We start from the raw sequence: 26721 nt of genomic DNA on the forward strand, positions 1-26721 counted from the left end.
ATTTGTTCTTGCTACTATACTCTTCATTTTAGCTTTAATCTACTTTAGGATTGGCTTTACGTTTCTAGGGTAGAGTAGCCCTAACGACATATCTTGCAAGACAATGCCAGCAACCACGATTGTTCCCGTTGCCCTTGCGGTTCTTTACCAAGGCGATCGCGTCCTTATGCAGCTGCGCGATGACAGTCCCCATATTTTGTATGCCGGCCACTGGGGACTTTTTGGCGGTCATCTTGAACCCGAAGAAGCACCGCTCGCGGGCGTCCAGCGGGAAGTCTATGAGGAGATTGGCTACTGCCCACCTCACCTCACCTTTTTTGGAGAGTACGGCGATCCCCAAGTACATCGCTATATTTTCACAGGCCCTTTGACGTGTGCACTGGAAAACTTGGTACTCAACGAAGGACAGGGCATGGACTTGGTACCCTACGATTCGGTGGTGGCTGGGGTTCACTATGCCCAAACCCTCGGCGAAGATCGCCCCTTAGGCGCCATCCACCAGCGCATTCTGCTGGATTTCTTTGCTAGGAGAGAATCCCCCGTTTAAGCAGCAAACTGTTGCAGCACCCGTTCGGGGGTTCCCAGTCCTTGGACAGAGCGATCGAGATACAGCACCTGATCACAGGTTGCCCTTACCCGCTCCAAGTGATGGGAAATTTGTAAAATTGCCCAGCCCTCACTCACCTTGAGGGTCTCCAGTAGGTCATAAAATTGTTGCTCACCTCGGAGATCTAAGCCAGCGGGAGCTTCATCCAAAATCAGGAGACGACGGGGTTGCACCAAGCAATAGGCCAAGAGGGCGCGCTTTGTTTCGCCCCCGGAAAGGGAACTCATGGGTTGTGTCGCAAGATGCTCGAGGTGCAGGCGTTGGAGACTTTCCAAGATGGCGCGATCGCGCTGCTGTCGATGCTGCCAAGGCCACTGCCACGTAGGTTGCCCCCAGCCCAAACCCACAAATTCAGCCACGGTGATCGGAATGCGTGGATCGCACTGAAAATTTTGCGGCAAGTAGGCTACCTGTTGGCGGACATAGGGGAGCGTGCGGCGATAGCCCATACCATAGCCCAAGAGGGTCACCCGTCCCTGCTGGTAGGGAATAATGCCCAAAATGGCTTGAATCAGGCTACTTTTGCCCGCCCCATTGGGACCAATAATGGCCATATTCGTATCGGCGGCGAGGGTAAAGGAGACATTTTCCACCACCCAGCGATCGCCCCGCCGCACCGAGAGGTTTTCCACCTCTAGCAGGTATTCGTTCACAGTGCTGCCCCTAACGGTCTATTCACCTGCATCCACCATGTCCCTACCACCGCGATCGCATCGGGACGACGATAGGCTTGCTGTTGCGCCCCAAAAGCCTCAGCCAGATTGCGAATGTTTTGCTCCATTCTTTGCAGGAAGTAGGTCGGCGTGAGATCAGCGGCAGTGGGAGCACGCTCTAGGGGATCAAACACACTCACTTTTACGCCCAAATCCTGCGCTAAACTTTCAAAGACCTGTTCTTGCCCCGGTTCCGTCAGGAGCGTTTTCAGATCACTTTGTTGCACCGCCTGCATCACCCGCTGCACATCCGCAGGTGAGGGGTTAACCGACGGAATGCCCACGAGATAGATCGCTTTCAGGTTATAACTCTCGGCAAAGTAGGGTGCGACATCGTGATAAACCACAAATGTTTTGCCCGCAAAGGGAGTAAGTTTTTCCCGGGCGAGGGCATCTAGGGCTTCTAACTCTCGAATAAAGGCAGTGCTATTTTGCGCGTAGATGGCAGACCCTTCGGGATCCACAGCAATCAGACCATCGCGAATGTTTTTCACTTGCTGCATGGCACGCTGGGGATCTAGCCAAATGTGGGGATTGAATTCACCGTGGCTGTGACCGTGGTCATCATGAGCGTGGTCGTGGTGGTGATCGTGGTGGTGCTCGTGATTATCCTTTTCGCTGGCAAGGGTGGCCACCCCCGCGCTGGTATCAATGATCTTGAGATTGGGATTGGCGGCGTTTTCAATCAGTTTGTCTAAAAAGGTTTCCATCTCAAGGCCATTTTTGACCAAAACCCTTGCTGTGGCCAGCAGCCGCACATCCTCAGGCCGCGCTTGAAAGTCATGGGGGTCAATATTGGCCGGCAAGAGTTGCTCAACAGTGGCGCGATCGCCTGCGACCGCTTTTGTAAAGGCAGTGATGGGTAAGAAAGTCGTCACAATGGTGAATTGGGCTTCTGCCTGTGAGGTCTCTTGCTCCTGTGGCGACTGGGCTTGGGGGGCACAACTGCCCAAAAATACCCCCAGAGTTACCAGCAGCCCCCAGCGTTTAAGGTGAGCTTGGATAGCCATAGAGAAATAGATGAATGATAACCATTCTCATATTTGCACACTTAGGCAGGGAGAGCAAGCAAAAATAAAGGGGCAAGTCTAAACCTCCCCCTTCGCAAAAACCAATTAGCGATCGCGAGTTTTTAGCCTTCGAGATTCAAGAACGGCAAGAGTGCCATGATCCGTGCCCGCTTAATCGCCACTGCCAGTTGTCGCTGTTGCTTGGCCGTGAGACCGGTCACCCGCCGCGGCAAGATTTTCCCCCGTTCAGTGATAAAGCGCCGTAGTAAATCAACATCCTTGTAATCAATGGGCTGTCCAGGGGGAATGGGAGAAATGCGTCGCCGATAAAATGCCATAGCTGTCCTCTAATTACTTGATTTCTTTGTGAATGGTGTGCTTGTTGCAGTGGGGGCAAAATTTCTTCAGTTCTAACCGCCCTGTGGTGGTGCGACGATTTTTGGTGGTGGTGTAGCGAGATACGCCAGGCGATCGCTTGGCCGGATTAGTGCGACACTCTGTGCACTCTAGGGTGATAATGATTCTGGCGCCTTTTGCTTTAGCCATGGTCTTGCCTATCTATCCAGTGAGCCGATCTCTAATTATGGCAGATCTTTGCGGATTTTGCTCACCAATTCAATGAGCTTGCGATCAAGGGCAAAGCCCCGCCGACAGCGATATACCTTTGTGCCGCCAAGGCGATCGTGGAGCGTGCGGTGCTCTTCATCAATCCACGCCAAGCTACAGTCAACGGCCAAGGGCAGTGCCAAAATAATCAGCGCCATACTCGGGCCATAGGACTCCAAGCCTGCCAATGTCAACAGCGCCCCGACACCAATCACCAGTTCTCGCTTGCTGAGGGAAAGGAGATCCGGTGTCCGCTGCCGCTGATCCAACAGGCGCACATTCATTAGCCAATGGCCGGGGCTTTGACCCTTATTGCGGTTCACCATCGCCACCCGCAGCAACCACCAAACCAAGGCAAAAACAAACAGTTGCCCCCACTGAATGGCTGCCCCCGGCGTGATACCGACAACACTCGTCAACCAGATGAGGATAAAGTCAATGCTGGTGGCGATCGCCCGTCGCCAAGGCTGAGCCAGTGGTAAGGGGGGTGGATATTGACGGGAAAGTGCCATAGCAAACACGCGGTGGCAAAAGGCCAGAGAGTGGCTAGACTAGTATAGCTTGAGGCCGATTCCCTCAAAAAATTCTGCGGAGTTTGGACGGTGCAACCCGTTGATTTGACGACCTTGCGTGCTGTTTGTGCCGATCTCCAACATTGGCTACCGGCACGGCTCGAAACGGTTTACCAGCGCGATCGCCACACGATTGCCTTGGCGCTGCGCACGCTGAAAAAACAGGATTGGCTGACCCTCAGTTGGCATCCCCAAGCGGCACGCATTGCCTTTGAACCACCGCCCCCCCGCCAACCCGACACCTTTACCTTTAGTCAGCAACTCCATGCCCAACTCAATCGCCTTGCCCTTGTGCGGGTGGGGTTAGTCAACCCTTGGGAGCGCGTCTTGGTCTTGGAATTTGCCCCTCGTCCGCAGGCAGCAACGCAGTGGCGTCTCTATGCCGAGATCATGGGCAAGTACAGCAACGTGATTCTGGTTAACGCTGCCGGGGAAATTGTTACTGCTGCCCACCAAGTCAATGCCCAACAGTCCCGCTTGCGCCCAATTCTGACCGGTCAACCCTATGTGCCCCCACCCCCCCTAACGGCCGCGTTGCCCAGTTGCGAGATTCCCTTTGAGCAGTGGCAACAACAGGTAAGCGTGATTCCCGGACTGCTGCGGCAGCAACTTCTGAAGGCCTATCGGGGACTGAGTCCAGCCTTGGTACAGCAACTACTGGCGGATGCCGCATTGTCCCTAGAAAGTCACACCACAGAGCTAACCGCTGAAGAATGGCGACGGCTATTTGACCATTGGCAGCACTGGCTGGCGTGTTTAGAGAGCGGGCATTTTGTCCCCCAATTGACATCAACGGGCTATCGCGTCATTCCCCCCCTTGGGACTCAGAGCCAGCCAACGGCCACTATCCATGAGCTGCTTGCCACCTACTACCAAGACCAACTGCGGCAACAGCAAACGCAGCAACTCCGTCAACAGTTGCACCAGAGCCTACAGGCACAGCGGCAAAAACTGATCGCCAAAATTGAGGGCTTTCGGGAACGCTTAGCGGCGGCGGCTGGGGGCGATCGCCAGCGGTATTTGGCCGACCTACTGATGGCCCATGCTCACCTGTGGCAACCGGGGATGACGAAACTGATCGTGACGGACTTTGCCACCCAAGAACCCCTTGCCATTTCCCTCTCGCCAGAGAAGAGTGCCATCCAAACGGCGCAGGAGCTGTACAAACAACAGCAGAAACTCAAACGTGCCCAGCAGCACATTACGCCGCTCCTCACCGCTGCTGAAGAGGAACTCGCCTATCTCGATCAGGTGGCGGCCACCCTCGCCACAGCCACATCCTTAGATGTCCTTGAGGAGATTCGCGCTGAATTGATTCAACAGGGATACCTGACGGCGCCCGATTACTATCGTCCCCCTACCACGCCCAGTCCCTACCTACGCTATACGACACCAAGTGGCTTCACGGTTCTCGTGGGGCGCAACAACCGCCAGAATGACGATCTTACGTTTCGCGTTGCCAGTCCCTACGATTGGTGGTTTCACACCCAAGAGATTCCAGGAAGCCACGTGATTCTCCGCCTCGCAGCGGGGGAGGTGCCCAGTGAGAAAGATATTCAATACGTGGCGAATTTGGCGGCCTACCATAGTCAAGCCCGTGCCAGTGCCCAAGTACCCGTGGTCTATACTCGCCGCAAGTATGTGCAAAAACCGAAGGGCGCTCCACCGGGGATGGTGATCTATGATCAGGCGACAGTGGTGTGGGGGTGCCCTCTGAGTGTCAGTGATGGCTCTTCCGATCTGTCCCAAGGGGGTGCTGGCGGCGATCGCCACGGGATCATGGCAGAATAGAACCGTGTTTTTTACGACACCATTGACTGCTGAGGTTCTATGCTGCGCCTAAATCGAAAATCCCTAATTTCAATCCTATTAAGCGTTGTTGCCATTATTTTAGTCGGCTGTGGCAGCCCCAGTGCCACGACCACCCCTCCGCCCACCTATAGTGAGTTGCAAATTACTCGCATTCAAGACTACCTGAGTGACATTGAGAAAAATGCTGAACGCTTTGCCGACCTAGAGGTCAGTGTGGCCAAAGGGGATTGGCAGGAAGCCCGCAACATTATGCGCGGCCCTCTCGGTGAAATGCTGATGGATATGCGTGCCCTCAACCGCAATCTCTTGGCCAAGGATCAACCCACCCCCACAGCTTTGACCCGTGCCCTGACGGATGACTTCCTGAAAATTGATCAGGGGGCGGATCTGAATAGTGTCACCGTGGCTCAAGAGGGCTTCCGTGATGCTGAAGCGGACTTCAAGGCCTATCTCAATAGCTTGCCTGAGTTGTCCTAGTCCCCTGCGTTTCTCCTAGGTTGATAGCCGTTGCCCATGTCCTTCGTCGGTCTGCATATTCACAGTGATTACAGTCTCCTCGATGGAGCTAGCCAGCTTCCCGACCTAGTGGCACGGGCAATGGAATTGGGGATGCCCGCGATCGCCCTCACGGATCACGGGGTGATGTATGGCGCCGTTGAACTGTTAAAGTTGTGTCGCGGCAAACCCCTGAAGCCAATCATTGGCAATGAGATGTACGTCATCAATGGCGACATCACCAAACAGGAGCGCAAACCCCGCTTTCACCAAGTGGTGCTGGCCAAAAATAAACAGGGCTACCACAACCTCTGCAAACTCACCACCATCTCCCACCTGCAGGGCTTCCAAGGCAAGGGAATTTTTGCTCGCCCCTGCATCAACAAAGAACTCTTGGCGCAATACCGCGACGGACTCATTGTCACCAGTGCTTGCCTCGGTGGTGAGATTCCCCAAGCCATTTTGCAGGGCAAGCCGGATTTGGCACGCAGTGTTGCTGCCTGGTATCAAGAGACCTTTGGTGAGGATTTTTACCTTGAGATCCAAGACCACGGCAGTCAAGAGGATCGGGTAGTCAACGTTGAACTGGTGCGCATTGGCCGCGAGTTGGGGATCAAAATTATTGCCACCAATGACTCCCACTTTATCTCCTGCAATGACGTTGAAGCCCACGACGCCCTGCTTTGTATCCAGACCAACAAGCTGCTCACCGATGACAAGCGGATGCGCTATAGCGGCACGGAGTACCTGAAATCCGCTGCTGAAATGGCTCGGCTGTTTCGGGATCACTTGCCCGCTGAGGTCATTGAAGAGGCTTTGGCGAATACCCTTGAAGTGGCCGAAAAGATTGAACCCTATGACATCTTTCGTGAACCCCAAAGTCCAGAGTTTCCAGTGCCTGCTGGCCATACAGCCGATACCTACCTAGAGCAAGTGGCGTGGCAAGGACTGTTGGAGCGATTTCACCTCAGCGATCGCCAGCAGTTGGATCCCACCTACCGGCAGCGACTGGAATATGAACTGAAAATGCTGCAACAGATGGGGTTCTCGAACTATTTCCTCGTGGTTTGGGACTACATCAAATATGCCCGCGACCACAATATTCCCGTCGGGCCAGGGCGGGGATCGGCGGCGGGTTCCCTTGTGGCCTATGCCCTGCGCATTACCAACATTGATCCCGTACACCACGGCTTGCTCTTTGAGCGGTTTTTGAACCCTGAGCGCAAGTCCATGCCCGATATTGATACGGACTTCTGCATTGACCGCCGCGAGGAGGTGATCCAGTACGTCACCGAAAAATACGGCAGCGATCGCGTCGCCCAGATCATCACCTTCAACCGCATGACCTCAAAGGCGGTGCTCAAGGATGTGGCACGGGTGCTGGATATTCCCTATAGCCAAGCGGATCAAATGGCAAAGCTGATTCCGGTGGTGCGGGGCAAACCAGTTAAATTGGCGGTGATGATCTCCGATGACACCCCCTCGCCAGAATTCAAGGAAAAGTACGACAGTGATCCGCTGGTGCGCCGCTGGATTGATATGGCGATGCGCATTGAGGGCACCAACAAAACCTATGGCGTCCATGCAGCCGGCGTTGTCATTGCCTCAGAACCCTTGGATCAACTGGTGCCGCTGCAACGCAATAACGATGGGGCGGTGATTACCCAGTATTTCATGGAGGATCTGGAATCCCTTGGCCTTTTGAAGATGGACTTTTTGGGTCTCAAGAACCTGACAATGATCCAAAAGACGCGGGAGCTGATCCAGAAAAACCACGGTCAAGCCCTTGATTTGGATGCATTGCCCCTCGACGATGCCAAGACGTACCAAATTCTGGCGGAAGGTAAACTGGAGGGCATCTTCCAACTAGAATCTTCGGGGATGCGCCAAATTGTCCGAGATCTCAAGCCCTCAAATCTGGAAGACATTTCCTCGGTGCTGGCGCTCTATCGACCGGGACCGTTGGATGCAGGCCTGATCCCCAAATTCATTAACCGCAAGCATGGTCGGGAACCCATTCAATATCAACATGAGCTTTTGAAACCCATTTTGCAGGAAACCTACGGCGTTCTTTGTTATCAGGAGCAAATCATGCGGATGGCGCAGGACTTGGCAGGCTATTCTCTGGGTCAAGCGGATCTGCTCCGCCGCGCGATGGGCAAGAAGAAAAAAGAGGAAATGGAAAAACATGAAGCCCTCTTTATTGAGGGAGCGGCGAAAAATGGGGTGCCCAGCGCAGTCGCCCAAGAACTCTTTAAGCAGATGCTGGATTTTGCTGAATACTGTCTGAGTGGCGAGACGGCGGTGATGACGGTGGAATATGGGGCTGTCCCGATTCGCCGCTTGGTGCAGGAACAGTTGGCCTGTCAGGTGTACAGCCTTGATTCCCAAGGGCATCTTTATACCCAGCCCATTGCCCAATGGCACTTTCAGGGCTTCCGTCCCGTGTATGAGTATGAACTTGAGGATGGCTCAACGATTTGTGCGACACCTGATCACCGCTTTATGACCACCCGTGGCCAGATGCTGCCCATTGAGCAAATTTTTCAGGAAGGACGAGAGCTATTCCAATTCGCGATCGCCCCCAGTACGGCGCTGGCTCAAGGTCTCAAACCAGCGGTGCAGATGAGCCGCTAGACAATCTTGAATAGCTTCACTCACCTGATCAGTGGGTTGATCCGCCGCAATTCGCTGCCAGCGATCGCCCCCTGCCTCAGCCAAGGCCATAAATCCTTGACGAACTCGCTCATGAAAGGCCACCGCATGCTGCTCTAGGCGATCCGCTATGCCCCGCCGTTGGGTGCGGGCAAGGCCAACCTGAACCGGCAGATCCAGCCAGAGAACTAAATCCGGCATCAGTCCAGCGGTGGCAATCTGGTTGATGTGCTCGATGAGGCTCAAGTCCAGTCCCCGCCCATAGCCTTGGTAGGCAATGGTGGAAGCCGTGTAGCGATCGCACAGGACAATGCCCCCCCGTTGCAGTTGGGGGCGGATACTCGTCGCCACGTGCTGGGCGCGATCGGCGGCATAGAGAAGGAGTTCTGCCATGGGATCAATCTCTAAATCACTATGGAGCAGCAGTTGCCGCAGGCCTTGGCCAAGGGGCGTTCCCCCCGGTTCACGGGTCAGCAGCAGGGGCGGATCAATGTCAGCGGATCGTAATTTTGCCAGCCAGCCACTTTCCTCTAGCCATGTGGCGATCGCCCCCATTTGGGTCGTTTTGCCGGCACCCTCTCCCCCCTCTAGGACAATAAACAAACCAGTGTAGGGATGCATGAATTCAGCGATTTTGAAGAAAGGTTTGATATAATCGCGGCATCCTGCCATACAATGCAGGTCACCTTACAATGGGGGTAATGCTCAATTCCCTGTGATTTCCTAGGAACACCCGCAGTGACAGCGCCCCGTCTGTTCCGTGATTACACTAGAACCATTGTTCGCGAATTATTAGTTTACCACTTGGCGGTTATGGCTCGATATGCTCGTGTTGTTACTATTGCACTCCCTCGGGCACGGCTAAAGGAAGAGCTGGTGCAAACCCTAGAAGCCTGCGATTTGACGGTAACCCATGTGGGGGATGATTACGTCGTGGCACGGGAGAGCGCGCTCGATGCCATTTCAATGTCCCAACTGGTCACGGTTGAAGTCCTGATTGATAAAACCACGCCCCAAAAGGATGTCACCAAGTTTGATCTGGTGCTCAAGAATAAGGAACTGACCCTCAAGAAAAATAATCACTGCTTTGAATGGTTTGACCGTGTGAGTCGCGCCATTGCCGAAAATGAAAATTGGGAATTAGTTAATACAGTTGCCACACTGTGACGGTGCTGCCAGCAAATGCAACAGTGACCATTGTGGGCGCTGGGGTGGTTGGCTCGGCGATCGCCTACGAACTGAGTCGTGTGCTTGATCCAGCGGAAACGCCGATTCTTGTCCTTGAAGCACAACGGGAGGAAGATTGGCAAGCGACCGGTGCGGCTCTTGGTGTTCTCATTGTCCACCTCAGTCGGCGGCGACGTGGACGCAACTTTCAACTACGGCAGGCCAGTTTGGCACGTTATGAAACCCTCATTCCGGAGTTGGCGGCAGAAACGGGGGTTCAGATTCCCTACCAGCGCCGAGGCATTATCGAAATCTGTACCACTAAGGACGAGGCGATCGCCACCCAAGCATGGTTGCAGGAACAGGCTCCCCAAGGCGTGCAGTGGCTCTCGCCAAAAGAAGTCCAAGATCAATGTCCCCTTGTGGATATCCACCACATTCACGGTGCACTTTGGGCAACGGGCGATCGCCAAGTCACCCCTAAACCCTTGACTCAAGCCCTGCGCCAAGCGGCTCATCAACGGGGCGTCAAGTTCTTGTATCAAAGCCCTGTCCGGCAGCTCCAGCGATCGCCCCAAGGGGGATGGATTTTACAGCTCAATCAAGCAGCCATCGAGACCGAATACCTGATCTTAGCGGCAGGTCTAGGGACAACGCCCCTTACGCAAGCCCTCGATCGCTCTGTCACTGTGGAACCGGTTTTGGGACAAGCCCTAGAGTTTGCCTGTCATATTGATGCAAATACACCAGTGATGACGGCTGAAGGCATTCATTTTGTCCCCTTGCCTTGGGGGCGGGTGTGGGTGGGCGCCACCGTGGAGTTCAACACCCTCACCGCGAATCCGCAAACCCTTGATCAACTGCATGGACGGGCGATCGAACTTTGGCCAGTTCTGAAAACGGCTCCTGTGACCCAACAGTGGCAGGGACTGCGACCCCGCCCGAGCGATCGTCCGGCACCCATCATCGAAAAAATAGACGACCACACTTGGCTGACCACTGGCCATTACCGCAACGGTATTTTGCTGGCTCCCATCACCGCCCAAAAAATTGCCCAATCCCTGAGGCTGACCTTGGCCAAGGGCGATCGCCCCAAGGGGGACACAGCATTGATAAAATAAAAGCCAGCGTTGTGGGGTACATACCATGGAAGTGAATCCTTTTGGCTTGGTGGCAACAGCCATGTTTGTCTTGGTGCCAACAGTGTTCTTGATTATTTTGTACGTGCAAACGGAAAGTCAGAAGAAGAGCAGCTAAGATAGATCTCTACGGCTAGAGCGAAAACGACTCTATTTTTGCCGCAGATGCTCTAAATAGTCCTTATTTATACGGCCTGTGACTGCTGCTTCGTTTTCACCCCTTTGTATTGCACCTACCCACGTCTATCGCGGTTGGTCAATTCTCTCCCAAGCGGGGGAAGCCATTGTTCAATTGGGGCATCATCCCCTTTTAGTGGTTTCACCGCAGCGGTATCAGCAGCTTGAGCAGGAGTGTCAGGCGATCGCCCGCTCCCATGATCTCACCTTCAGCGTAGGGACATTCCATGGTGAGTGCAGTGAATCCACCCTTGCCCAGCTCCGCCAAGAGGCGCAAGGCAGCGATCTCATCATTGGCATTGGCGGTGGCAAAGCCCTAGATACCGCTAAACTTTTGGGGCATCAATTACACTTGCCCGTAGTGACGATCCCCACGTCTGCAGCCACCTGTGCCGCTTGGACAGCCCTCTCCAACATCTATACGGAGGCCGGTGCCTTTGCCTATGATGTGGCACTCCACCGTTGCCCGGATCTGCTGCTCTTGGACTATGCCCTGATTCAAACGGCGCCGAAGCGAACCCTGCTTGCCGGCATTGGCGATGCCCTTGCCAAGTGGTATGAGGCCTCGGTGAGTAGTGGTCACCGTCAAGAAACCCTGATTGTGGCGGCGGTACAGCAAGCCCGAGTATTGCGCGATATTCTCTTGCAGCAATCCGCTGAGGCCCTAGCCAATGTGGGCAGTACCGCTTGGGAAAATGTCGTCGATGCCAGTGTCCTCATGGCAGGGATGATTGGGGGCTTGGGGGGTGCCCAATGCCGCACGGTGGCAGCCCATGCGGTGCACAACGGTCTGACCCAACTGCCCCAAAGTAGGGGCACCCTCCATGGAGAAAAAGTGGCCTACGGTATTCTGGTGCAACTACGCTTGGAAGAGCTAGTTCAAGGCAGTCAACTAGCTGCTAGCGCTCGCCATCAGCTGTGCCAGTTCTATGAACAGGTGGGTTTGCCCCTGACTCTAGAGGACTTGGGTTTCCAAGAGGCCAGCTTAGCCCAGCTCCAGCATGTTGCTACGGTTGCTTGTGCCCCCCACTCCGATATTCACCATTTGCCGTTTCCGGTGACGCCTGATCTGGTGCTAGAAGCAATGGTGTCCACCGTGGTCGGCTACAGTGCCACAGTCTTGGATGGGAGTGCCCGTTAGATGGGGTTAGAGTGGATTCAGCCGGCCGATCGCTTGGGGGCATTGCCGCCCTACGTCTTTGCGCGTCTCGATGAACTGAAGCTGAAAGCTCGCCAGCAGGGACTGGACTTAATTGACTTGGGGATGGGCAATCCCGATGGCTCCGCCCCGCGTCCGGTGATTGAAGCGGCCATTGCCGCCTTTGAGGAACCCAGCTACCACGGTTATCCCCCCTTTGAAGGCACAGCGGTTTTCCGTCAAGCCATTACCCGTTGGTATCAGCGCCGCTACAATGTCTCCCTTGATCCCGATGGTGAAGCCCTCCCCCTGTTGGGATCAAAAGAGGGACTGACGCACCTTGCCCTTGCCTATGTCAATCCGGGAGATGTCGTCCTCGTGCCCAGCCCGGCCTATCCTGCCCATTTTCGTGGACCTGCGATCGCCGGTGCCAACATCTATCCCCTCATTCTCAAACGGGAAAAGGGCTGGCTCATTGATCTCAGTGAGATTCCCAGTGACATTGCCCGCCAAGCCAAGGTTTTGTACTTCAACTATCCCAGCAACCCTACGGCGGCGATCGCCCCCCGCTCTTTCTTTGAAGAAATCGTTGCCTTTGCCCGCGAATATCAAATCCTTCTAGTGCATGACCTTTGCTACGCTGAACTGACCTTTGATGGCTATCAACCCACCAGCTTACTGGAAATTCCCGGTGCCAAGGAAATCGGCGTTGAGTTCCATACCCTCTCAAAAACCTACAATATGGCCGGTTGGCGGGTGGGGTTTGTGGTGGGCAACCGCCACATTATTCAGGGCTTGCGTACCCTGAAAACGAACTTAGATTATGGGGTTTTTTCCGTCTTACAGAAAGCGGCAGAGGTGGCCTTGAGCCTGCCCGATAGCTACATTGCCTCTGTGTGCGATCGCTATCGCCAACGGCGGGATTTTCTGATTCAAGGCTTGAATGAACTGGGCTGGCAACTCACCCCAACCCAAGCAACGATGTACCTGTGGGTGCCCGTACCCGTGGGCATGAGTTCGACAGATTTTGCCCTCAAGCTGCTTCAGGAGACAGGCGTTGTTGTGACCCCCGGCAATGCTTTTGGCGAAGGGGGTGAAGGATACGTGCGCATTAGCCTCATTGCCGATCGCGATCGCCTAGGTGAAGCCCTCAAACGCATGGCTCAAGCCAATATTCGCTTCGATAGCTTAAGTCAATGTTAAAAGCCCGGAAGGCTGATGAAATTTCACACCCACTCGCAAAGGTCATCCTAGGCGGCTATTCCAAGCGGTCTCGGCGTCCTTGAGAGCCTGATCAATTGTCTTTTGTCCGAGGAGGACAGCTTGCAAGTTTTCGTAGAGGAGTCGTTGTAGCTCCTTAATATCCCGCAGGGGGGGAATGAGAACCTCTGCTTGGCTCATTTGAGCAGCGCTGACGGATCGGGCAATGTCCACAGGGGTGGCATTTTCGCCAATGGTGCGAAAGTAGGAATCCGCTAAGGCCGCTTGTGTAGAAGGCAGAACATTGGCTTCCTTGGCAAAGGCGAGTTGGTTTTCATTGTTGGTGACAAAGAGGGCAAATTCTACGGCTAGGTCAGGATGGCGACTCTGGCGGGGCACCAGTAAATTCATCACAGCAACATTTTTCTTGCCAGTGTCTCCGGTCAACTGGGGGGCAGGGGCTGAAACGGCTGCAATAGTGGGGGCATTGGTGGCGATCGCGTTCAAAAATTCCGGACTGGTCATCACTAGCGCCGTTTGTCCCGCTTGATAGAGTTCAATACCTTGGCGGTGGCCTTCAGTCAGCACCTGTGGCGGCAAGAGTCCCTGACGATAGAGATCCAGCCAATACTGGAAAACGGCTTTGCCCACTGGGGAATTAAAGGCAGCACGGCCTTGATCATCGACAAGCTTTACCCCCATCTGTACCATGGCCTGCATCAGTTCGGCAGAGTCCTCGGGCACCATCGTGATAAAGAAGGCGTATTTGCCCGTTTTCTCCTTCACGACTTTAGCAACACTGGCAAGTTCAGCAAAGGTTTGCGGGGGGCGATCGACCCCAGCAGCGGCAAGAATCGCTTTGTTATAAATCGTTACCCGCGAGGTGAGGTACCAAGGCACGGCAAAACTCTTGCCCTCTAACGTCGTTGCCTGCCAGATATTCGGTAAATAACGCTCGCGCACGGCTGGCGGCACATAGTCATTGAGATTGAGCCACGCATTGCGTCCTGCCAACAACGCCGCAAAGTCGGGGTTCAGGTTCACCACATCAGGCGCAGTGCCCGCTAATACTGCCATGAGAATTTTGGTCTGCATTGCTGTCCAAGGAATATCCACCCAGCGCACATGGACATCGGGATGTTGGGCTTCAAATGCCGCAATCAGGCGATGGAAGTAGTCAGTAAATTTCGGTTGCAGTTGCATGGTCCAGAATTCAATCTGGGTGCCTTGGGTAGGCGGCGTTGTTCCACAACTGGTGAGGATGGCCAGCCATAGCCCCACCAACAGCCCAGAGATCCAGCGTTGCCACGATCGCATTGCTGAGGACTCCTACAGGGGGGGGAGTTCAGAGGTACAGGCACGGCAGCGACTCGCCTTGAGGGGCACAGACTCCAAGCAGTAGGGGCACTCCCGTTGTTCGGGGGCAGGCGGTTTCTTGGGCAGCAAGGGCAAAATCAGTTTCAGGAGAATAAATAGGCTGAGGGCAATCACCCCAAAGTCGAGTAAACTACCCAAAAATTTGCCAATTCGCATGCCTGAGCCGACGGTCAGTTCGCGCCAGTCGCCCCCGGGAATCAGAGGATTGACCAAGGGCATGATGAGGTCTTCAACAACGGAAGTAACAATGCGGCCAAAGGCACCCCCCACCACGACAGCGATCGCTAGATCAATCACATTCCCCTTTAAGGCAAATTCGCGGAACTCCTGCCAAAATTGCTTGACCTGTCGGCGGTTTAGTCGCGCCATGCCCACTCCTCAGTAGTACACAAAAATTAACATTTATCTTCATCAATGACCAAAATTTTATCGATGCCGCTAGCCAACGGGCAAACTCTAGGCTAACATTGTAGATCCAGTCAGAAAGTGTTCGAGCGATCGCTGGTATGATTGCGTATGGCACCCACTTCTGCCCGCTTGATAACTCACTATACACCCCCATTTTCGTTAAAGGAGCTAGGAAAACACTCGCATGGTCAATCAGGAAAAAACGTTAGACGTGGGCTTTACGCATGCTGATTTTGCAGCCTTACTGGACCGGTACGATTACCACTTCAACCCCGGCGACATTGTTGCTGGCACCGTCTTTAGCATCGAACCGAAGGGTGCCCTGATTGACATCGGTGCGAAAACCGCTGCCTACATCCCTATCCAAGAAATGTCTATCAACCGGATTGACAGTCCGGAAGAAGTCCTGCAACCGAACGAAACCCGTGAGTTCTTTATCTTGGCGGATGAAAATGAGGAAGGGCAGCTTACCCTCTCGATTCGTCGTATTGAGTATATGCGGGCTTGGGAGCGCGTTCGCCAACTGCAAGCGGAAGATGCCACCGTTCGTTCTCAGGTCTTTGCCACCAACCGTGGGGGTGCCCTTGTGCGCATTGAAGGGCTGCGCGGCTTTATCCCCGGTTCCCACATCAGCACCCGTGTCAACAAAGAAGAATTGGTGGGTGAAGAGCTACCCCTGAAGTTTTTAGAAGTGGATGAAGAGCGCAACCGCCTCGTCCTCAGCCACCGCCGTGCCCTTGTCGAACGCAAGATGAACAAACTAGAAGTGGGCGAAGTGGTGGTTGGAACCGTGCGCGGGATTAAGCCCTACGGTGCCTTCATTGACATTGGTGGGGTTAGCGGTCTGCTGCACATTTCCGAGATTTCCCACGATCACATTGATACGCCCCACAGTGTTTTCAATGTCAATGACCAAGTCAAGGTGATGATTATTGACCTTGATGCTGAGCGGGGTCGGATTTCCCTGTCCACCAAGCAACTGGAGCCAGAACCCGGTGACATGGTGAAAAATCCGCAGTTGGTCTATGAAAAGGCTGAAGAGATGGCAGAGCGCTATCGTCAGCAACTCCTGCAACAACAGCAGCAGGCCACCGCAGAGACCACTGAGGAAGTCATTGAAGACATTCCCGAAGCCACTGAAGACGATACGGCTGAGCCGATTCTTCAAGAAGCCTAGGATGTCCCTTGCCCTCACCCTTGGGGATCCAGCGGGCATTGGCCCAGAAATTCTCCTGAAAGCCCTAGCTCACCTGCCCTCAGAAATGTTAGGGCAGTTTTTTATTGCTGGTACAGGCCAAGTATTAGAGGAAACGTACGCTCGCCTCTGCCAGCAGGGACAGGTGGCCATTGATCCTGCCCAGCTTCGGATTTGGGAGCACCCCCTCGATGCGGTGATTGTGCCGGGGCAACCGAGTGTGGTGAGTGGGGCGGCGAGCTTTGCCTACTTAGAAACAGCCATTCAGCGGACGATCGCTGGCGAGGTGGCAGGCATTGTGACGGCACCGATTTCTAAGGCCAGTTGGCAGGCGGCAGGCTATGCTTTTCCGGGTCAAACAGAAGTGCTGGCTCACTTTACTGGAACCGCCCACGTGGGCATGGTGTTCTTGGGGCGATCGCCTGTAACCAACTGGGTGCTGACCACTTTACTCGCGACGACCCACATCCCCTTGCAAGAGGTGCCCAAAGCACTAACCCCCGAACGCCTCAATGAAAAACTCGCGCTCCTTGTGCAGTTTCTGAGGGAGCGGCGGCATCTGGAGCGGCCTCGCATTGCCATTGCTGGCTTGAATCCCCACAGTGGTGAGCAGGGACACTTAGGCCAAGAGGAAGTGACTTGGCTGATTCCATGGCTCGCAGCAGCCCAGCAGCAGTATCCCCAAGTTGAACTGATTGGTCCTGTGCCCCCCGATACCCTCTGGATTGGAGCTGCCGATGCGTGGTGGGGACGCCCTGCCCCGGCAACTGCCTACGATGCCTACCTCGCGCTTTACCATGATCAGGGGTTGATTCCCGTGAAGATGCTCGCTTTTCGGGAAGCGGTGAATACGACGATTGGCTTGCCCTTTATTCGCACGTCCCCGGATCACGGTACGGCTTTTGATATTGCGGGTACAGGGATGGCAGACCCCCAGAGTTTTCTGGCGGCGATCGCTTGGGCGCAAACCCTGAGTCAAGGATCGGTTTTCCCTCTTACCCCCGCCTAAAGTGCCTTTGATAGAATGCAACTAGATAACAAACCAAACGGTCAATCGTTGGCATTTGGGTTGTTGCTGTATCGGGCAGAGTCATATGGGATTCTTTGATTCAGAAATTGTTCAACAGGAAGCACAACACCTGTTTCAGGACTACCAGCAGTTGATGCAGCTTGGCTCCGAGTACGGCAAGTTTGACCGCGAAGGGAAGAAGATTTATATTGCAAAAATGGAAGAACTCATGGAGCGCTACCGTATTTTTATGAAGCGCTTTGAGTTGTCCGATGACTTCATGGCGCAGATGACCATCAAACAATTGGAGACCCAACTCAGCCAGTTTGGTATGTCTGCCCAAACCATGTTTGATCAAATGCATCAAACCCTTGAGCGCATGAAAGCCGAAGTGGAACGCCAACCCTAGGGGAGAGGGCGAGTGTTGCTCTGCAATTTGGATGGGGTGATTACGCCAGAGGCCTCGATTTCTGTTTTTGATCGCGGGTTTCTCTACGGTGATAGTGTTTATGAAGTGATGCGTACCTACCGCGGGATTCCCTTTGCCCTACCAGAGCACCTCGCACGGTTGCGCGCCTCAGCCGCCTATCTCTACATGAGCGTGCCGTGGTCTGATAAGCACATTACCCAAGAAGTGCAACGCACCTTAGCGGCTGCCCCAGCGGGAGAATATTACATTCGGATTGTCGTGACCCGTGGCGCCGACCAGCGGATTGGGTTACTGCCAGAACCAACGACCCAACCAAGGTTATTGATTGTGTTGATGGCGATCGCCCCCGAACCAACATTGAGCGAACAGGGAATTTGCCTGACCATAGGCAAGCGCCAACGCACGAGCACCGCTGCCCTTGATCCTGCCGCCAAAACGGGCAATTACCTCAACAATATCTTGGCGCTATTGGAAGCGCAGCAAGCTGGGTTTGACGACGCCCTGTTGCTCAATGCCCAAGGGCAGATGACCGAGGCCACGACCAGTAACCTCTGGATTGTCCGTGAGGGTGTGGTCGAGACACCCCCCACTGCTGTTGGGATGCTCCACGGAATTACGCGAGCGACGCTGTTGCAGATCGTTGCAAACTTGGGCATGCCCCATCGGGAAGTGATTCTCACCCCACAGGATCTGGCGAGAGCCAGTGAGGGCTTTCTGAGTTCATCGGTGCGCCTGCTAATGCCGATTCGCCAAGTGGATGAGGTGATCTTTCCCGCCTGTCCAGGCCCTGTGACCCAAAAGCTATGGCAGGAATTATTAACAGTGATGGAAAAGGCGACTCTGGCCTAGATACAGTCCTTTTAGCGAAGTTCTTGAGTTGGGAACATGACGGGAATATTGGGATTCACCCATACTTGACAGTCGAGTTCGGTACTGGGTGGGAAAAAAGGAATCGGGTTGCCTGCGGCATCGGTGACTTCTGGCAGATATTCAAGGGGTAGGGCATCAAATTGACAGGTGTAGGCACCATAAATGACCTGCCGGCGATCGCCCAAAGGGCGCGCTGCGCGATCGCGCAGGATCAACTGATAACCAAAGCTGCGACTGGCATTCCCCAACTGATTGATCAGGGCAAAACGCCGTAAATAGGGCAGGCGTCCCCAAGCAGACGGCGACACAAAGGCTTCAACTCTACCCCCCGGCGCTGTGATGGACGGAAAAGCCTGCCAGCGCTGAATCACCCCATCCCCAAACTGCTGAACTGCCCACCAGAGACTCGGTACGGTCAAGCCCACTGCCGAGGGTTGCTCGCTAACCACAACTTGCTTTTCATTGACCGGCAGCGCGATCGCCTCGGCAACCGCTGGCGGTAGGTCTTCTGTACTGGGATTGGCGGTAGTTCTAACGGGGTGCAATGCCACTAAAGCAATTGCCCCAACTGTGCTGAGCCAGCGACCGCAAGACTTCAGTATGGATAGGCTTTTCATTGATCCTTAGGCGTGAGGGAGATTACCTCCTAATATTACGAATGCAGCCATGCCCTCAATACATCGAGGAGGCTATTTCCCCCCCAAGCAAGGGCAATGAGAATGGATGTGGTGACTGCTAAACCAATCAAGGAGATGACCACCCCTGCCAGACTAATCAAACCATCGTCATCCAACAATCCAAAGCCAATCGTAAAAATGCCCATCGCTGGAATGGTGTTGGTGCCGGGAACGGGCAAAATCATCGAGATTGCCATCAGTGACACGGCAACTCCCAAGCCCAAACGTCCGCCTCGGGTCGTGCAAATGGGGCGCAAGCGGGGACGGGAGATCAATTCAACCCGCCGCAGCCAAGGCAAAGCTGTGCGCACAATCTTTTGAATCTGGGATCGCGGCATCGTGCGCTTCAGCAGCCGCAGGGGCAACCAAGGGGTTGAGGCACCCACGAGCAATTGCCAGCCCAACAGTAACAGCACAATGCCAAAGGGGGTGGAGTAACCGGGGGCTGGAATAGGCAGCGCCGAGGGCAATGAAAGTACAGCCAGCAAAAAGCCGAAGGTTCGCTCTCCCGCCAACTGCAGAATATCCCCCAAGGACACCAGTTGCTGCGTTAACACCTCGCCATCGCTGAGGCTGGGCACAGGACTCAAAAAGGCACGTTCGAGGTCAGTGGACAGTTTTGCCATAAAAAATTACGGGAGGTGGAAATGTTGCCACTGCTAGGATACGATAGATTGATCGTTAGTTATGCCCAACACAGTTGACAGGCGATCCTAAGGCCGCGATCAACCTGAAGCCATGGCAACCCCATCCGACTTACCGACAGAGTTGCACCTGATTAACCCGCGGCGATCGCTGGGTCATGTTTATCTCGACTGGACACCCCAACCTGGTTGCCATGTGGATCATGAAGGGGAAACCTATACCGTGTTAGAACGCCGTCATCGCTACCGGTTTCGTGGCGGACGTTATCAACTGGAAAAAATTGCCCTCTATGTGCAGCATAGTGACACCACGAGCGATCGCCATCTCGTCAATGGACAGTGGGTGATTGGAGATCCCACCTGCCGCTGGAATGCGCTTTCACCCTTGTTGCGGTGTGCTGTGAACCCTCAAGGCTCCTGCCAAGACTGTCGAGATTACCAGCCTCGAGAACCTTAACGTTTTGCTGCGAAACCCCCCCTCGCGCAGAGGGGGAGCATCAGGGTGATTTCAGATTGAGCCAGAGACGGCCAGTCTACTGCACAGCGGGCGTCATATAGGACGTTTCCGGTAGAACAATTTTCACCGGTTCAACGTGCCAGATGTCTTGGCAGTACTCGCGAATGGCGCGATCGCTAGAAAATTTGCCCATCCGTGCCACATTCAGAATCGACATTTTTGCCCATTGGGCTTGATCTTGATACACCTGAAGCACCTGTTGATGGCAGTCCACGTAGCTTTGGTAGTCTGCCAAGAGGCAATAGCGATCGTTTTGCCAGAGGTGTTCCACAATTGGGCGAAAGAGTTCCGTATCCCCATGGGAAAAGTAACCAGAGCCGATGAGGTCAAGGACTCGCTTCAGCATCGGGTTATTATTGGCAAACTCCCACGGACGGTAGCCGTTACGCCACAATTCCTGCAATTGCTCCACCCTATTGCCAAAGAGGAAGAAGTTTTCTGCTCCTACTTCTTCACGAATCTCCACATTGGCACCATCGAGGGTTCCAATCGTCAGCGCCCCATTGAGGGCAAATTTCATATTCCCTGTCCCTGAGGCCTCGTAGCCTGCCGTTGAGATCTGCTGTGAGAGATCCGCTGCGGGATAGACGCGCTGTCCCAGAGTCACATTGTAGTCGGGTAAAAAGACCACCTTCAGGCGATCGCGCACCGCTGGATCACGGTTAATCACGTCGGCTACCGAGTTGATGAGCTTGATGATTAGCTTGGCCATGTAGTAGCCCGGCGCCGCCTTACCGCCAAAAATAAACGTTTGGGGTACCATCTCCAGTTGCGGATTGTCCTTCAACATCTGATAGAGGGTGATGATATTGAGGACACACAGGTGCTGCCGCTTATATTCGTGGATGCGCTTCACCAAAATGGAGAAGAGGGAATGGGGATCCACCGTTACTCCCACGCGATCGCGAATGTATTCCGCAAGGCGTTCCTTATTTCCATGCTTCACCGATCGCCACTGAGCCGCAAAGTCGCGATCCTCTGCCAAGGGTTCCAATCGCCGCAGTTGATCCAAGTGCTTCACCCAATCTTCGCCAATGCGTTCGGTAATCAGGCGAGTTAATCCGGGATTACTAAGCACCATCCAGCGCCGAGGGGTGACGCCATTGGTTTTATTGGAAAATTTCTGCGGCGTCAGTTCGTAGAAATCCTTGAGCACCGTTTGTTTCAAGAGTTCTGAGTGCAGCGCCGCCACTCCGTTGATGGCATGACTCCCCACCGCTGCCAAGTGTGCCATGCGCACATAACGACAGCCACTTTCATCAATAATCGACAGCCGCCGTAGGCGATCGTTATCCCCCGGATATTGCAGGCGCACCTGATCGAGGAAGCGTTGGTTAATTTCGTAGATGATTTGCAAGTGGCGGGGTAGTAGTGAGCCAAAGAGATCTAGCGGCCATTTTTCCAGTGCCTCGGGCAAGAGGGTGTGGTTGGTGTAGGCAAATGTCTTGCAAGTAATGTCCCACGCCTGATCCCAAGGCATGAGATGCTCATCCACCAACAGGCGCATCAGTTCTGCCACCGAAATCGCCGGGTGGGTATCATTCAACTGCACGGTGAACTTTTCGTGGAAGCGGCTGAGATCCTTATTCCCCGATTGCTTGTAGAGGCGGATCATGTCCTGAAGGGCACAGGAGCAGAAGAAATATTGCTGCATCAGCCGCAGTTCTTTGCCCTGCAATTGCTCATCGTTGGGATAGAGCACCTTGGTGATGTTTTCTGAGGCAATTTTTTGGTTGACGGCACCGTAGTAGTCGCCCGTGTTAAAGGCTTGAAAGTCAAAGGACTCCACCGCCTCTGCCCGCCACAGACGCAGAAGATTGGCGGTATTCACCTTGTAGCCCAAGATTGGGGTGTCATAGGCTACCCCTTGAATCACTTGGTGAGGTTCCCAAACGACCCGATAGCGCCCTTGATCATCGGTGTAGCTATAGGTATGGCCGCCAAACTTTACCTGCAAAATCAACTCTGGCCGCGGAATTTCCCACGGGTTGCCGTAGCGTAACCACTTATCCGTAATCTCCACTTGCCAGCCATCGCGAATCTCTTGGTCAAAGATGCCGTACTCATAGCGAATGCCGTAGCCAATGGCGGGGATTTCCAATGTGGCGAGGGAATCCATATAGCAGGCAGCCAAGCGACCCAAGCCACCATTGCCCAAGCCCGGCTCTTCCTCCTGATCAAGGAGTTCCTTGAGGTTTAAACCCGTTTGCCGCATGGCTTCCTCAACGGCTTCATAGAGCCCAAGATTAATTAGGTTATTGCCAAGGTGGGGCCCCAGTAAAAATTCGGCGGAGAGATAGCAAACGGTGCGGCTTTCTTGATCTCGATAGGTTTTGGCAGAATTCAGCCAGCGCAACAGCAGGCGATCGCGCACGGTGTAGGCCAAGGCCAAGTAGTAATCATTTTTCGTCGCTACTTCGGGGAACCGCCCTTGGATAAAGAAGAGATTATCCATAAAGGCGCGGCGCAGCGTTTCAATACTCGTACCGGTGCGATCGTCTTCCGTCAGCACCGTGGGACAACCGGGCGGAATGAGACTGGTCATTGTGGGAATCCTCGCAAAGAATTAACGCGATTAGTAGTCAGCCCTTCCCTTCTGTTCTACCGCGATCGCCAAGGATTCCCCGCTAAGTACAGAATCTCTTTACCAGAAAAGGGCGGAATATCCCAAAGGAACCTTAGCAGGTGCTCATTAACTCTGGAGAAAGAGTTGGCAGGTGAGTTCTTCCTCTGCGTCTGTCTGTGAAGTGACGGCTGGAATAACAGTGGGTGGGGTACTGCCAAGGGTATCCTCTGGGGGTTGGTTTTGTGGATACCGTTGATAGAGCGTGCTTAGGAGTTTGATCAGGCGATCGCCGGCACTGGCATAGAGAGGGTCATCGGGCAAGCGCGCCAAAGCAGCGGCCATCTGCGTCTGCAAGATCTCTAAATCCCCATAGCGGCGAGTCAGCCGTTGCAGTAAATCAATGAGGGTAAACCGCTCTAGGCCTTGAGCATGCACCGGTTTGGTGGTCAACAGGGCAGCCACAAGAAGCTTCATCTGCAGGGGGGTACAGTAGCGAGTGACTTCCAAGCGCAAATCGTAAAGATCGGCGGTGCTGAAGGTTGGCGCCTCGATGGTCAGTGTGGCCGTTGGGGATTGGGTGTAGAGGGGCACCAAAATTTGCAGGAGTGCCGCTGAGAAAACCTGATAAGCCTGTGCTTTGTTGAGACTATTGACAATGGCCGTTAGGCGCTGTCCCAAAAGGGTGGGGGTTTTCAGCCGCTCAAGAATTTGGATCACGGCCTGTTGTACCTCGCTCACGGTCCACGGCGGTGTTTGGGTCGGCCACTGATTCTGCTGCAGGGCATACAGTAGCTTAAAAAGACGGCTGTGCTGCGGATGCTGGACGATTTGTTGGGCAGCGGTGGCAATTGGAGAAGTCGTTGTCGTCACAGGTTTGCCCAAAGTCCCTCGATCTGTATTTTAGCCAATTTTCCTAGACGATAATTTATTGATTGTCATCAAGGGGAGATTGTCAAGACCTCTGCTAGCATTGGGAGAGTTTAGCAGTGACAGAACGGGTGTGAAAGAGCTTTTTCATCGCCTGCAGCAGCGTCTCAATGAGATTGTTGTCGGTCAAGGGGCGATCGCCCAAGGGTTGGTTGTGGCACTCCTCGCCGAAGGCCATGTCATCCTTGAGGGGGTGCCGGGAACCGCCAAAACCCTCCTTGTGAAGCTCCTCGCTCGCCTGATTGCAGCGGAATTTCGCCGGATCCAACTCACCCCCGATGTCCTCCCCGCCGATATTCTCGGTACGAGTATCTTTGACTTTAACAGTCGCACATTTCGCCTGCGCAAGGGGCCAATTTTTACCCAAGTGCTGCTGGCGGATGAAATTAACCGCACACCGCCTAAGACCCAAGCGGCTCTCCTCGAAGCCATGGAAGAACGGCAGGTAACCCTTGACGGCACCACTCTCCCCCTCTCGGGTTTATTTTGGACAGTGGCCACCCAAAACCCCTTGGAATTTGAAGGGACATATCCGCTGCCAGAAGCCCAACTGGATCGCTTCCTATTTAAGCTAGTCGTCCCCTACCCAGAGCCAACTTCAGAACGGCAAATGCTTGAAAATGCCCTTGGGGGCTTTGAGGCGCGGGATCTCGATCAACTCAATTTGGAGCCGTTGATTACCGTTGAGCAAGTCTTGGCAGCACGGCAGCAAGTGCGGCAAGTCCATGTGGCGCCTGCGGTGTTGGAGTATCTGTTGGCCTTGGTGCAGGCCAGTCGTCAACATCCCGAACTGCTGTTGGGGGCTTCCCCACGAGCGGCGGTGGGCTGGTTACGTGCCACCCAAGCCCAAGCATGGTTAGAGGATCGCAGCTATGTCACCCCTGAGGATGTGAAGGCGATCGCCACCCCGCTACTGCAACACCGCTTAATCCTCAAGCCCGAAGCCCAGTTAGACGGCACCACGCTGCCCCAAGTGATCCAAGGTATTCTCGCGAAAGTTGCTGTCCCCCGATGAAAGCACCTGCCAGTTATCAGTTTGGTCGCCATCGCCCCCGCTGGGTGCCCACGGTTGGCTTCTATGGCCTGTTGCTGCTGGGGCTTCTCTTTCCAGTGCTGACCAGCTTTCTGCCAGCAGAGCTATGGCCGATCGCCGAGGCGGTTCCCCAAGGGAAGTTGCGGGAATGGTTGCACCACTGGCCTCTGGGGCTGGGATGGCTCCTGATGGGACTGTACGATCTGGTCATTTTCGGCCTGTCCCTGTGGGACTATATCCGCATCGGTCGCTGGCAACTGACCCTCGATCGCGCCTGTGAGTCACGGCTCTCCATTGGTCGGCAAAACCCGATTCGCCTCAGGCTGCACACCCGTGGTGAGGTTTCCTTGAATGAGCAGATCTGGGTTGAACTCTACGACTATGTGCCTGCTGAGTTTACGGGTGAAATCCCCTACTTTGCCTTTGCGGCCTCAGCCCAGAGTACGCTGGAATTGCTCTACCATGTGTTTCCACCGCGACGGGGTGCCTTTCAATGGTCAGGCTGCGATGTGCGGCTGCGCAGTTCTTGGGGCTTGGCGTGGCGACGCTGGTTTGCACCCGTTGTGACTGAAGTGGAAGTCTATCCCGATTTGATGGGCTTGCGATCGCTCTCGATTCGCCTCAGTTTAGACTTCAGTGGCAGCTTGCGGCGGCGACGCTATGCCTTGGGGGGCACCGAGTTTGCCGAATTGCGGGAGTACCACTTGGGGGATGATCTGCGCCTCATGGACTGGAAAGCGAGTGCCCGCCGCGGACGGCCTCTTGTGCGCGCCATGGAACCCGAACGGGATCAACCCCTGATCATTCTGCTGGATCGAGGCCGCTTGATGACCGCTACTGTCGCTGGTTTGAAACGCTTTGACTGGGGCTTAAACGCGGCATTGGCACTGGCGCTGACGGGCTTGCGACGGGGGGATAAGGTGGGCTTGGGGATTTTTGATCAGCAACTGCACACGTGGATTGCGCCTCAAAGTGGCGATTCCCATCTGGGGCAGATTCTGAGTCAGGTGTATCGCTGTGAACCCGTTCTCGAAGAATCTGACTATGTGGGCACCGTCAGTGCGATCTTGGGACACTATACCCGCCGTGCCCTTGTGGTGGTTCTCACAGAGGTCATTGATGAGGTGGCTTCCCAAGAACTCCTCGCAGCCATGGCTCGCCTCACGCCGCGTTTTCTACCCTTCTGCGTTGCCTTGCGCGATCGCCACATTGAAACCCTTGCCCACCGCCCGTTGATGCCACAGCCCTTAGCTGCCGTGGATCAAGTGACCAGCCTCTATGAACAGGCCGTCGCTCTCGATCTGCTGCATCAGCGGCAACGTGCCTTTGCCCACTTGGAGCAACAGGGGGTTCTTGTCCTTGACGCGCCTGCGGATCAAATGAGTGAGCAACTGGTGGATCGCTATTTGCTGCTGAAAGCCCGTGGCCGACTCTAGGGTTGGCTAGCCTCGATCACACTGGTATTCCTTGGCTCCTGTAATGGCCGTAGGGGTGGGCGATCGCCCGTTGGTGTCCCTAGGGGAAGGGGTGTCGAGGTCTGCGTCAGCCCACAAGTTGCCCGCAAACGCGCTTGCAGGAGTTGACTCACCACCTGACGTCGAATAAATTCTTGCTCAATTGCTGGGGGGACTGAACGTTGCAGTTCCATAGGTTGCCTCGAATTCACCGTTGTTCACGGCGACACAGGCTTCCGTGCGCTTCCCACACCCACATTCAACGGTCATAGGCCTCACCTTGATCTTAACGGCGATCGCCCACGATTGTAAAAATGACTACC

At 54.5% G+C, this 26721-nt stretch carries 29 protein-coding genes; 16 read left to right on the forward strand and 13 right to left on the reverse strand.

Annotation, left to right across the window (positions count from 1 at the left end; genetic code table 11):
- Positions 1–103: 103 nt before the first annotated feature.
- Complete coding sequence (locus RHH81_RS09135; RefSeq protein WP_206199912.1) at positions 104–547, forward strand: NUDIX hydrolase; 444 nt, start codon at positions 104–106, stop codon at positions 545–547.
- Here RHH81_RS09135 and RHH81_RS09140 read toward each other — a convergent pair.
- The 5 genes from RHH81_RS09140 to RHH81_RS09160 all read right to left on the reverse strand — a co-directional run bounded on the left by RHH81_RS09140 (position 544) and on the right by RHH81_RS09160 (position 3448).
- Entirely contained in the window at positions 544–1260 is a 717-nt protein-coding gene (locus RHH81_RS09140) for a metal ABC transporter ATP-binding protein (RefSeq protein ID WP_206199913.1), read from the reverse strand. The two genes, RHH81_RS09135 and RHH81_RS09140, sit on opposite strands and share 4 nt — an antisense overlap.
- The gene (locus RHH81_RS09145) at positions 1257–2330 is read right to left on the reverse strand and encodes a metal ABC transporter substrate-binding protein (RefSeq protein ID WP_206199914.1); all 1074 of its coding nucleotides are present in this window, start codon (positions 2328–2330) and stop codon (positions 1257–1259) included. The genes RHH81_RS09140 and RHH81_RS09145 overlap by 4 nt, the downstream gene beginning before the upstream one ends.
- 122 nt (positions 2331–2452) lie before the next feature.
- Positions 2453–2668, reverse strand: a complete 216-nt coding sequence (rpsR, locus tag RHH81_RS09150) for a 30S ribosomal protein S18 (protein WP_011057896.1) — start codon at positions 2666–2668, stop codon at positions 2453–2455.
- A 13-nt stretch (positions 2669–2681) separates the two neighbouring features.
- A complete protein-coding gene (gene rpmG, locus RHH81_RS09155) occupies positions 2682–2876 on the reverse strand; it encodes a 50S ribosomal protein L33 (RefSeq protein ID WP_149818803.1) in 195 nt (64 codons plus the stop codon).
- A 35-nt stretch (positions 2877–2911) separates the two neighbouring features.
- On the reverse strand, positions 2912–3448 hold the full coding sequence (locus RHH81_RS09160) for an RDD family protein (protein WP_225901548.1): 537 nt from the start codon (positions 3446–3448) through the stop codon (positions 2912–2914).
- A gap of 90 nt (positions 3449–3538) precedes the next feature.
- On the opposite strand from RHH81_RS09160, the gene RHH81_RS09165 reads away from it, so the two are divergent.
- From RHH81_RS09165 to RHH81_RS09175, 3 genes are read left to right on the forward strand one after another with little or no spacing between them, the layout of a single operon-like run.
- The gene (locus tag RHH81_RS09165; RefSeq protein WP_302678132.1) at positions 3539–5299 is read left to right on the forward strand and encodes an NFACT family protein; all 1761 of its coding nucleotides are present in this window, start codon (positions 3539–3541) and stop codon (positions 5297–5299) included.
- Positions 5300–5338: 39 nt separating this feature from the next.
- Positions 5339–5797 carry a photosystem II protein PsbQ gene (gene psbQ / locus RHH81_RS09170; protein WP_302678133.1) on the forward strand — a complete coding sequence of 153 codons (459 nt, stop codon included), beginning with the start codon at positions 5339–5341 and terminating at the stop codon, positions 5795–5797.
- A gap of 36 nt (positions 5798–5833) precedes the next feature.
- Positions 5834–8452, forward strand: a complete 2619-nt coding sequence (locus tag RHH81_RS09175; protein WP_206199918.1) for a DNA polymerase III subunit alpha — start codon at positions 5834–5836, stop codon at positions 8450–8452.
- On the opposite strand, the gene tmk is transcribed toward RHH81_RS09175, so the two are convergent.
- Positions 8378–9091, reverse strand: coding sequence for a dTMP kinase (gene tmk, locus RHH81_RS09180; protein ID WP_206199919.1), 714 nt, complete (start codon positions 9089–9091; stop codon positions 8378–8380). The genes RHH81_RS09175 and tmk overlap by 75 nt on opposite strands.
- A gap of 192 nt (positions 9092–9283) precedes the next feature.
- On the opposite strand from tmk, the gene RHH81_RS09185 reads away from it, so the two are divergent.
- The 5 genes from RHH81_RS09185 to RHH81_RS09205 all read left to right on the forward strand — a co-directional run bounded on the left by RHH81_RS09185 (position 9284) and on the right by RHH81_RS09205 (position 13294).
- Complete coding sequence (locus tag RHH81_RS09185) at positions 9284–9637, forward strand: hypothetical protein (protein WP_149818813.1); 354 nt, start codon at positions 9284–9286, stop codon at positions 9635–9637.
- Positions 9634–10758, forward strand: a complete 1125-nt coding sequence (locus RHH81_RS09190; RefSeq protein ID WP_310744286.1) for an FAD-dependent oxidoreductase — start codon at positions 9634–9636, stop codon at positions 10756–10758. Before RHH81_RS09185 ends, RHH81_RS09190 begins: the two co-directional genes overlap by 4 nt.
- A 25-nt stretch (positions 10759–10783) precedes the next feature.
- Positions 10784–10894 carry a photosystem II reaction center protein PsbM gene (gene psbM / locus RHH81_RS09195; protein ID WP_149818817.1) on the forward strand — a complete coding sequence of 37 codons (111 nt, stop codon included), beginning with the start codon at positions 10784–10786 and terminating at the stop codon, positions 10892–10894.
- A gap of 69 nt (positions 10895–10963) precedes the next feature.
- Entirely contained in the window at positions 10964–12094 is a 1131-nt protein-coding gene (locus RHH81_RS09200) for an iron-containing alcohol dehydrogenase family protein (protein ID WP_206201677.1), read from the forward strand.
- Entirely contained in the window at positions 12095–13294 is a 1200-nt protein-coding gene (locus RHH81_RS09205; RefSeq protein ID WP_310742941.1) for an aspartate aminotransferase, read from the forward strand.
- A gap of 42 nt (positions 13295–13336) precedes the next feature.
- On the opposite strand, the gene RHH81_RS09210 is transcribed toward RHH81_RS09205, so the two are convergent.
- Both RHH81_RS09210 and mscL read right to left on the reverse strand, forming a co-directional pair.
- Positions 13337–14608 (reverse strand): sugar ABC transporter substrate-binding protein, encoded by a 1272-nt coding sequence (locus RHH81_RS09210; RefSeq protein WP_310742942.1) that lies wholly within the window; start codon positions 14606–14608, stop codon positions 13337–13339.
- 12 nt (positions 14609–14620) lie between these two features.
- Positions 14621–15037 (reverse strand): large conductance mechanosensitive channel protein MscL, encoded by a 417-nt coding sequence (gene mscL / locus RHH81_RS09215; RefSeq protein WP_302676038.1) that lies wholly within the window; start codon positions 15035–15037, stop codon positions 14621–14623.
- Between the two features lie 223 nt (positions 15038–15260).
- Between mscL and RHH81_RS09220 the strand changes: the two genes are divergently transcribed.
- From RHH81_RS09220 to RHH81_RS09235, 4 genes are all read left to right on the forward strand, one after another.
- Complete coding sequence (locus RHH81_RS09220) at positions 15261–16253, forward strand: 30S ribosomal protein S1 (protein WP_149818829.1); 993 nt, start codon at positions 15261–15263, stop codon at positions 16251–16253.
- A gap of 1 nt (position 16254) precedes the next feature.
- Positions 16255–17280 (forward strand): 4-hydroxythreonine-4-phosphate dehydrogenase PdxA, encoded by a 1026-nt coding sequence (pdxA, locus tag RHH81_RS09225; RefSeq protein WP_302678138.1) that lies wholly within the window; start codon positions 16255–16257, stop codon positions 17278–17280.
- An 85-nt stretch (positions 17281–17365) separates the two neighbouring features.
- Positions 17366–17689, forward strand: coding sequence for a DUF1825 family protein (locus tag RHH81_RS09230; protein WP_310742943.1), 324 nt, complete (start codon positions 17366–17368; stop codon positions 17687–17689).
- A gap of 12 nt (positions 17690–17701) precedes the next feature.
- A complete protein-coding gene (locus RHH81_RS09235) occupies positions 17702–18559 on the forward strand; it encodes an aminotransferase class IV (protein WP_206199927.1) in 858 nt (285 codons plus the stop codon).
- Between the two features lie 11 nt (positions 18560–18570).
- On the opposite strand, the gene RHH81_RS09240 is transcribed toward RHH81_RS09235, so the two are convergent.
- Both RHH81_RS09240 and RHH81_RS09245 read right to left on the reverse strand, forming a co-directional pair.
- Complete coding sequence (locus RHH81_RS09240) at positions 18571–19197, reverse strand: hypothetical protein (protein ID WP_310742944.1); 627 nt, start codon at positions 19195–19197, stop codon at positions 18571–18573.
- Between the two features lie 35 nt (positions 19198–19232).
- The gene (locus RHH81_RS09245) at positions 19233–19883 is read right to left on the reverse strand and encodes an exopolysaccharide biosynthesis protein (protein ID WP_310742945.1); all 651 of its coding nucleotides are present in this window, start codon (positions 19881–19883) and stop codon (positions 19233–19235) included.
- Between the two features lie 112 nt (positions 19884–19995).
- Here RHH81_RS09245 and RHH81_RS09250 point away from each other — a divergent pair, with 112 nt between their 5' ends.
- Complete coding sequence (locus RHH81_RS09250; RefSeq protein WP_149818841.1) at positions 19996–20358, forward strand: DUF6464 family protein; 363 nt, start codon at positions 19996–19998, stop codon at positions 20356–20358.
- A gap of 76 nt (positions 20359–20434) precedes the next feature.
- Here the strand turns inward: RHH81_RS09250 and RHH81_RS09255 are convergent, their stop codons facing one another.
- Both RHH81_RS09255 and RHH81_RS09260 read right to left on the reverse strand, forming a co-directional pair.
- Positions 20435–22963, reverse strand: a complete 2529-nt coding sequence (locus RHH81_RS09255; protein WP_310742946.1) for a glycogen/starch/alpha-glucan phosphorylase — start codon at positions 22961–22963, stop codon at positions 20435–20437.
- 147 nt (positions 22964–23110) lie between these two features.
- Complete coding sequence (locus RHH81_RS09260; protein ID WP_310742947.1) at positions 23111–23854, reverse strand: hypothetical protein; 744 nt, start codon at positions 23852–23854, stop codon at positions 23111–23113.
- A gap of 130 nt (positions 23855–23984) precedes the next feature.
- Between RHH81_RS09260 and RHH81_RS09265 the strand changes: the two genes are divergently transcribed.
- Both RHH81_RS09265 and RHH81_RS09270 read left to right on the forward strand, forming a co-directional pair.
- Positions 23985–24926, forward strand: coding sequence for a MoxR family ATPase (locus tag RHH81_RS09265; protein ID WP_302676030.1), 942 nt, complete (start codon positions 23985–23987; stop codon positions 24924–24926).
- Entirely contained in the window at positions 24923–26380 is a 1458-nt protein-coding gene (locus RHH81_RS09270) for a DUF58 domain-containing protein (RefSeq protein WP_310742948.1), read from the forward strand. Before RHH81_RS09265 ends, RHH81_RS09270 begins: the two co-directional genes overlap by 4 nt.
- Here the strand turns inward: RHH81_RS09270 and RHH81_RS09275 are convergent.
- Entirely contained in the window at positions 26377–26592 is a 216-nt protein-coding gene (locus tag RHH81_RS09275; RefSeq protein WP_206199934.1) for a hypothetical protein, read from the reverse strand. The two genes, RHH81_RS09270 and RHH81_RS09275, sit on opposite strands and share 4 nt — an antisense overlap.
- Positions 26593–26721: the final 129 nt, after the last annotated feature.

Origin of the sequence: Thermosynechococcus sp. PKX95 (assembly GCF_031583295.1) — a bacterium.
Taxonomy (GTDB): Bacteria; Cyanobacteriota; Cyanobacteriia; order Thermosynechococcales; family Thermosynechococcaceae; genus Thermosynechococcus.

Coding starts and splice junctions, on each gene's coding strand:
- RHH81_RS09250 (WP_149818841.1), top strand. CDS start 19,996: ATGGCAACCCCATCCGACTTACCGACAGAGTTGCACCTGATTAACCCG.
- RHH81_RS09275 (WP_206199934.1), bottom strand. CDS start 26,592: ATGGAACTGCAACGTTCAGTCCCCCCAGCAATTGAGCAAGAATTTATT.
- RHH81_RS09160 (WP_225901548.1), bottom strand. CDS start 3,448: ATGGCACTTTCCCGTCAATATCCACCCCCCTTACCACTGGCTCAGCCT.
- RHH81_RS09230 (WP_310742943.1), top strand. CDS start 17,366: ATGGGATTCTTTGATTCAGAAATTGTTCAACAGGAAGCACAACACCTG.
- RHH81_RS09175 (WP_206199918.1), top strand. CDS start 5,834: ATGTCCTTCGTCGGTCTGCATATTCACAGTGATTACAGTCTCCTCGAT.
- psbM (WP_149818817.1), top strand. CDS start 10,784: ATGGAAGTGAATCCTTTTGGCTTGGTGGCAACAGCCATGTTTGTCTTG.
- psbQ (WP_302678133.1), top strand. CDS start 5,339: ATGCTGCGCCTAAATCGAAAATCCCTAATTTCAATCCTATTAAGCGTT.
- RHH81_RS09185 (WP_149818813.1), top strand. CDS start 9,284: ATGGCTCGATATGCTCGTGTTGTTACTATTGCACTCCCTCGGGCACGG.
- pdxA (WP_302678138.1), top strand. CDS start 16,255: ATGTCCCTTGCCCTCACCCTTGGGGATCCAGCGGGCATTGGCCCAGAA.
- tmk (WP_206199919.1), bottom strand. CDS start 9,091: ATGCATCCCTACACTGGTTTGTTTATTGTCCTAGAGGGGGGAGAGGGT.
- RHH81_RS09255 (WP_310742946.1), bottom strand. CDS start 22,963: ATGACCAGTCTCATTCCGCCCGGTTGTCCCACGGTGCTGACGGAAGAC.
- RHH81_RS09145 (WP_206199914.1), bottom strand. CDS start 2,330: ATGGCTATCCAAGCTCACCTTAAACGCTGGGGGCTGCTGGTAACTCTG.
- RHH81_RS09205 (WP_310742941.1), top strand. CDS start 12,095: ATGGGGTTAGAGTGGATTCAGCCGGCCGATCGCTTGGGGGCATTGCCG.
- rpsR (WP_011057896.1), bottom strand. CDS start 2,668: ATGGCATTTTATCGGCGACGCATTTCTCCCATTCCCCCTGGACAGCCC.
- rpmG (WP_149818803.1), bottom strand. CDS start 2,876: ATGGCTAAAGCAAAAGGCGCCAGAATCATTATCACCCTAGAGTGCACA.
- RHH81_RS09210 (WP_310742942.1), bottom strand. CDS start 14,608: ATGCGATCGTGGCAACGCTGGATCTCTGGGCTGTTGGTGGGGCTATGG.
- mscL (WP_302676038.1), bottom strand. CDS start 15,037: ATGGCGCGACTAAACCGCCGACAGGTCAAGCAATTTTGGCAGGAGTTC.
- RHH81_RS09245 (WP_310742945.1), bottom strand. CDS start 19,883: ATGGCAAAACTGTCCACTGACCTCGAACGTGCCTTTTTGAGTCCTGTG.
- RHH81_RS09240 (WP_310742944.1), bottom strand. CDS start 19,197: ATGAAAAGCCTATCCATACTGAAGTCTTGCGGTCGCTGGCTCAGCACA.
- RHH81_RS09220 (WP_149818829.1), top strand. CDS start 15,261: ATGGTCAATCAGGAAAAAACGTTAGACGTGGGCTTTACGCATGCTGAT.
- RHH81_RS09270 (WP_310742948.1), top strand. CDS start 24,923: ATGAAAGCACCTGCCAGTTATCAGTTTGGTCGCCATCGCCCCCGCTGG.
- RHH81_RS09135 (WP_206199912.1), top strand. CDS start 104: ATGCCAGCAACCACGATTGTTCCCGTTGCCCTTGCGGTTCTTTACCAA.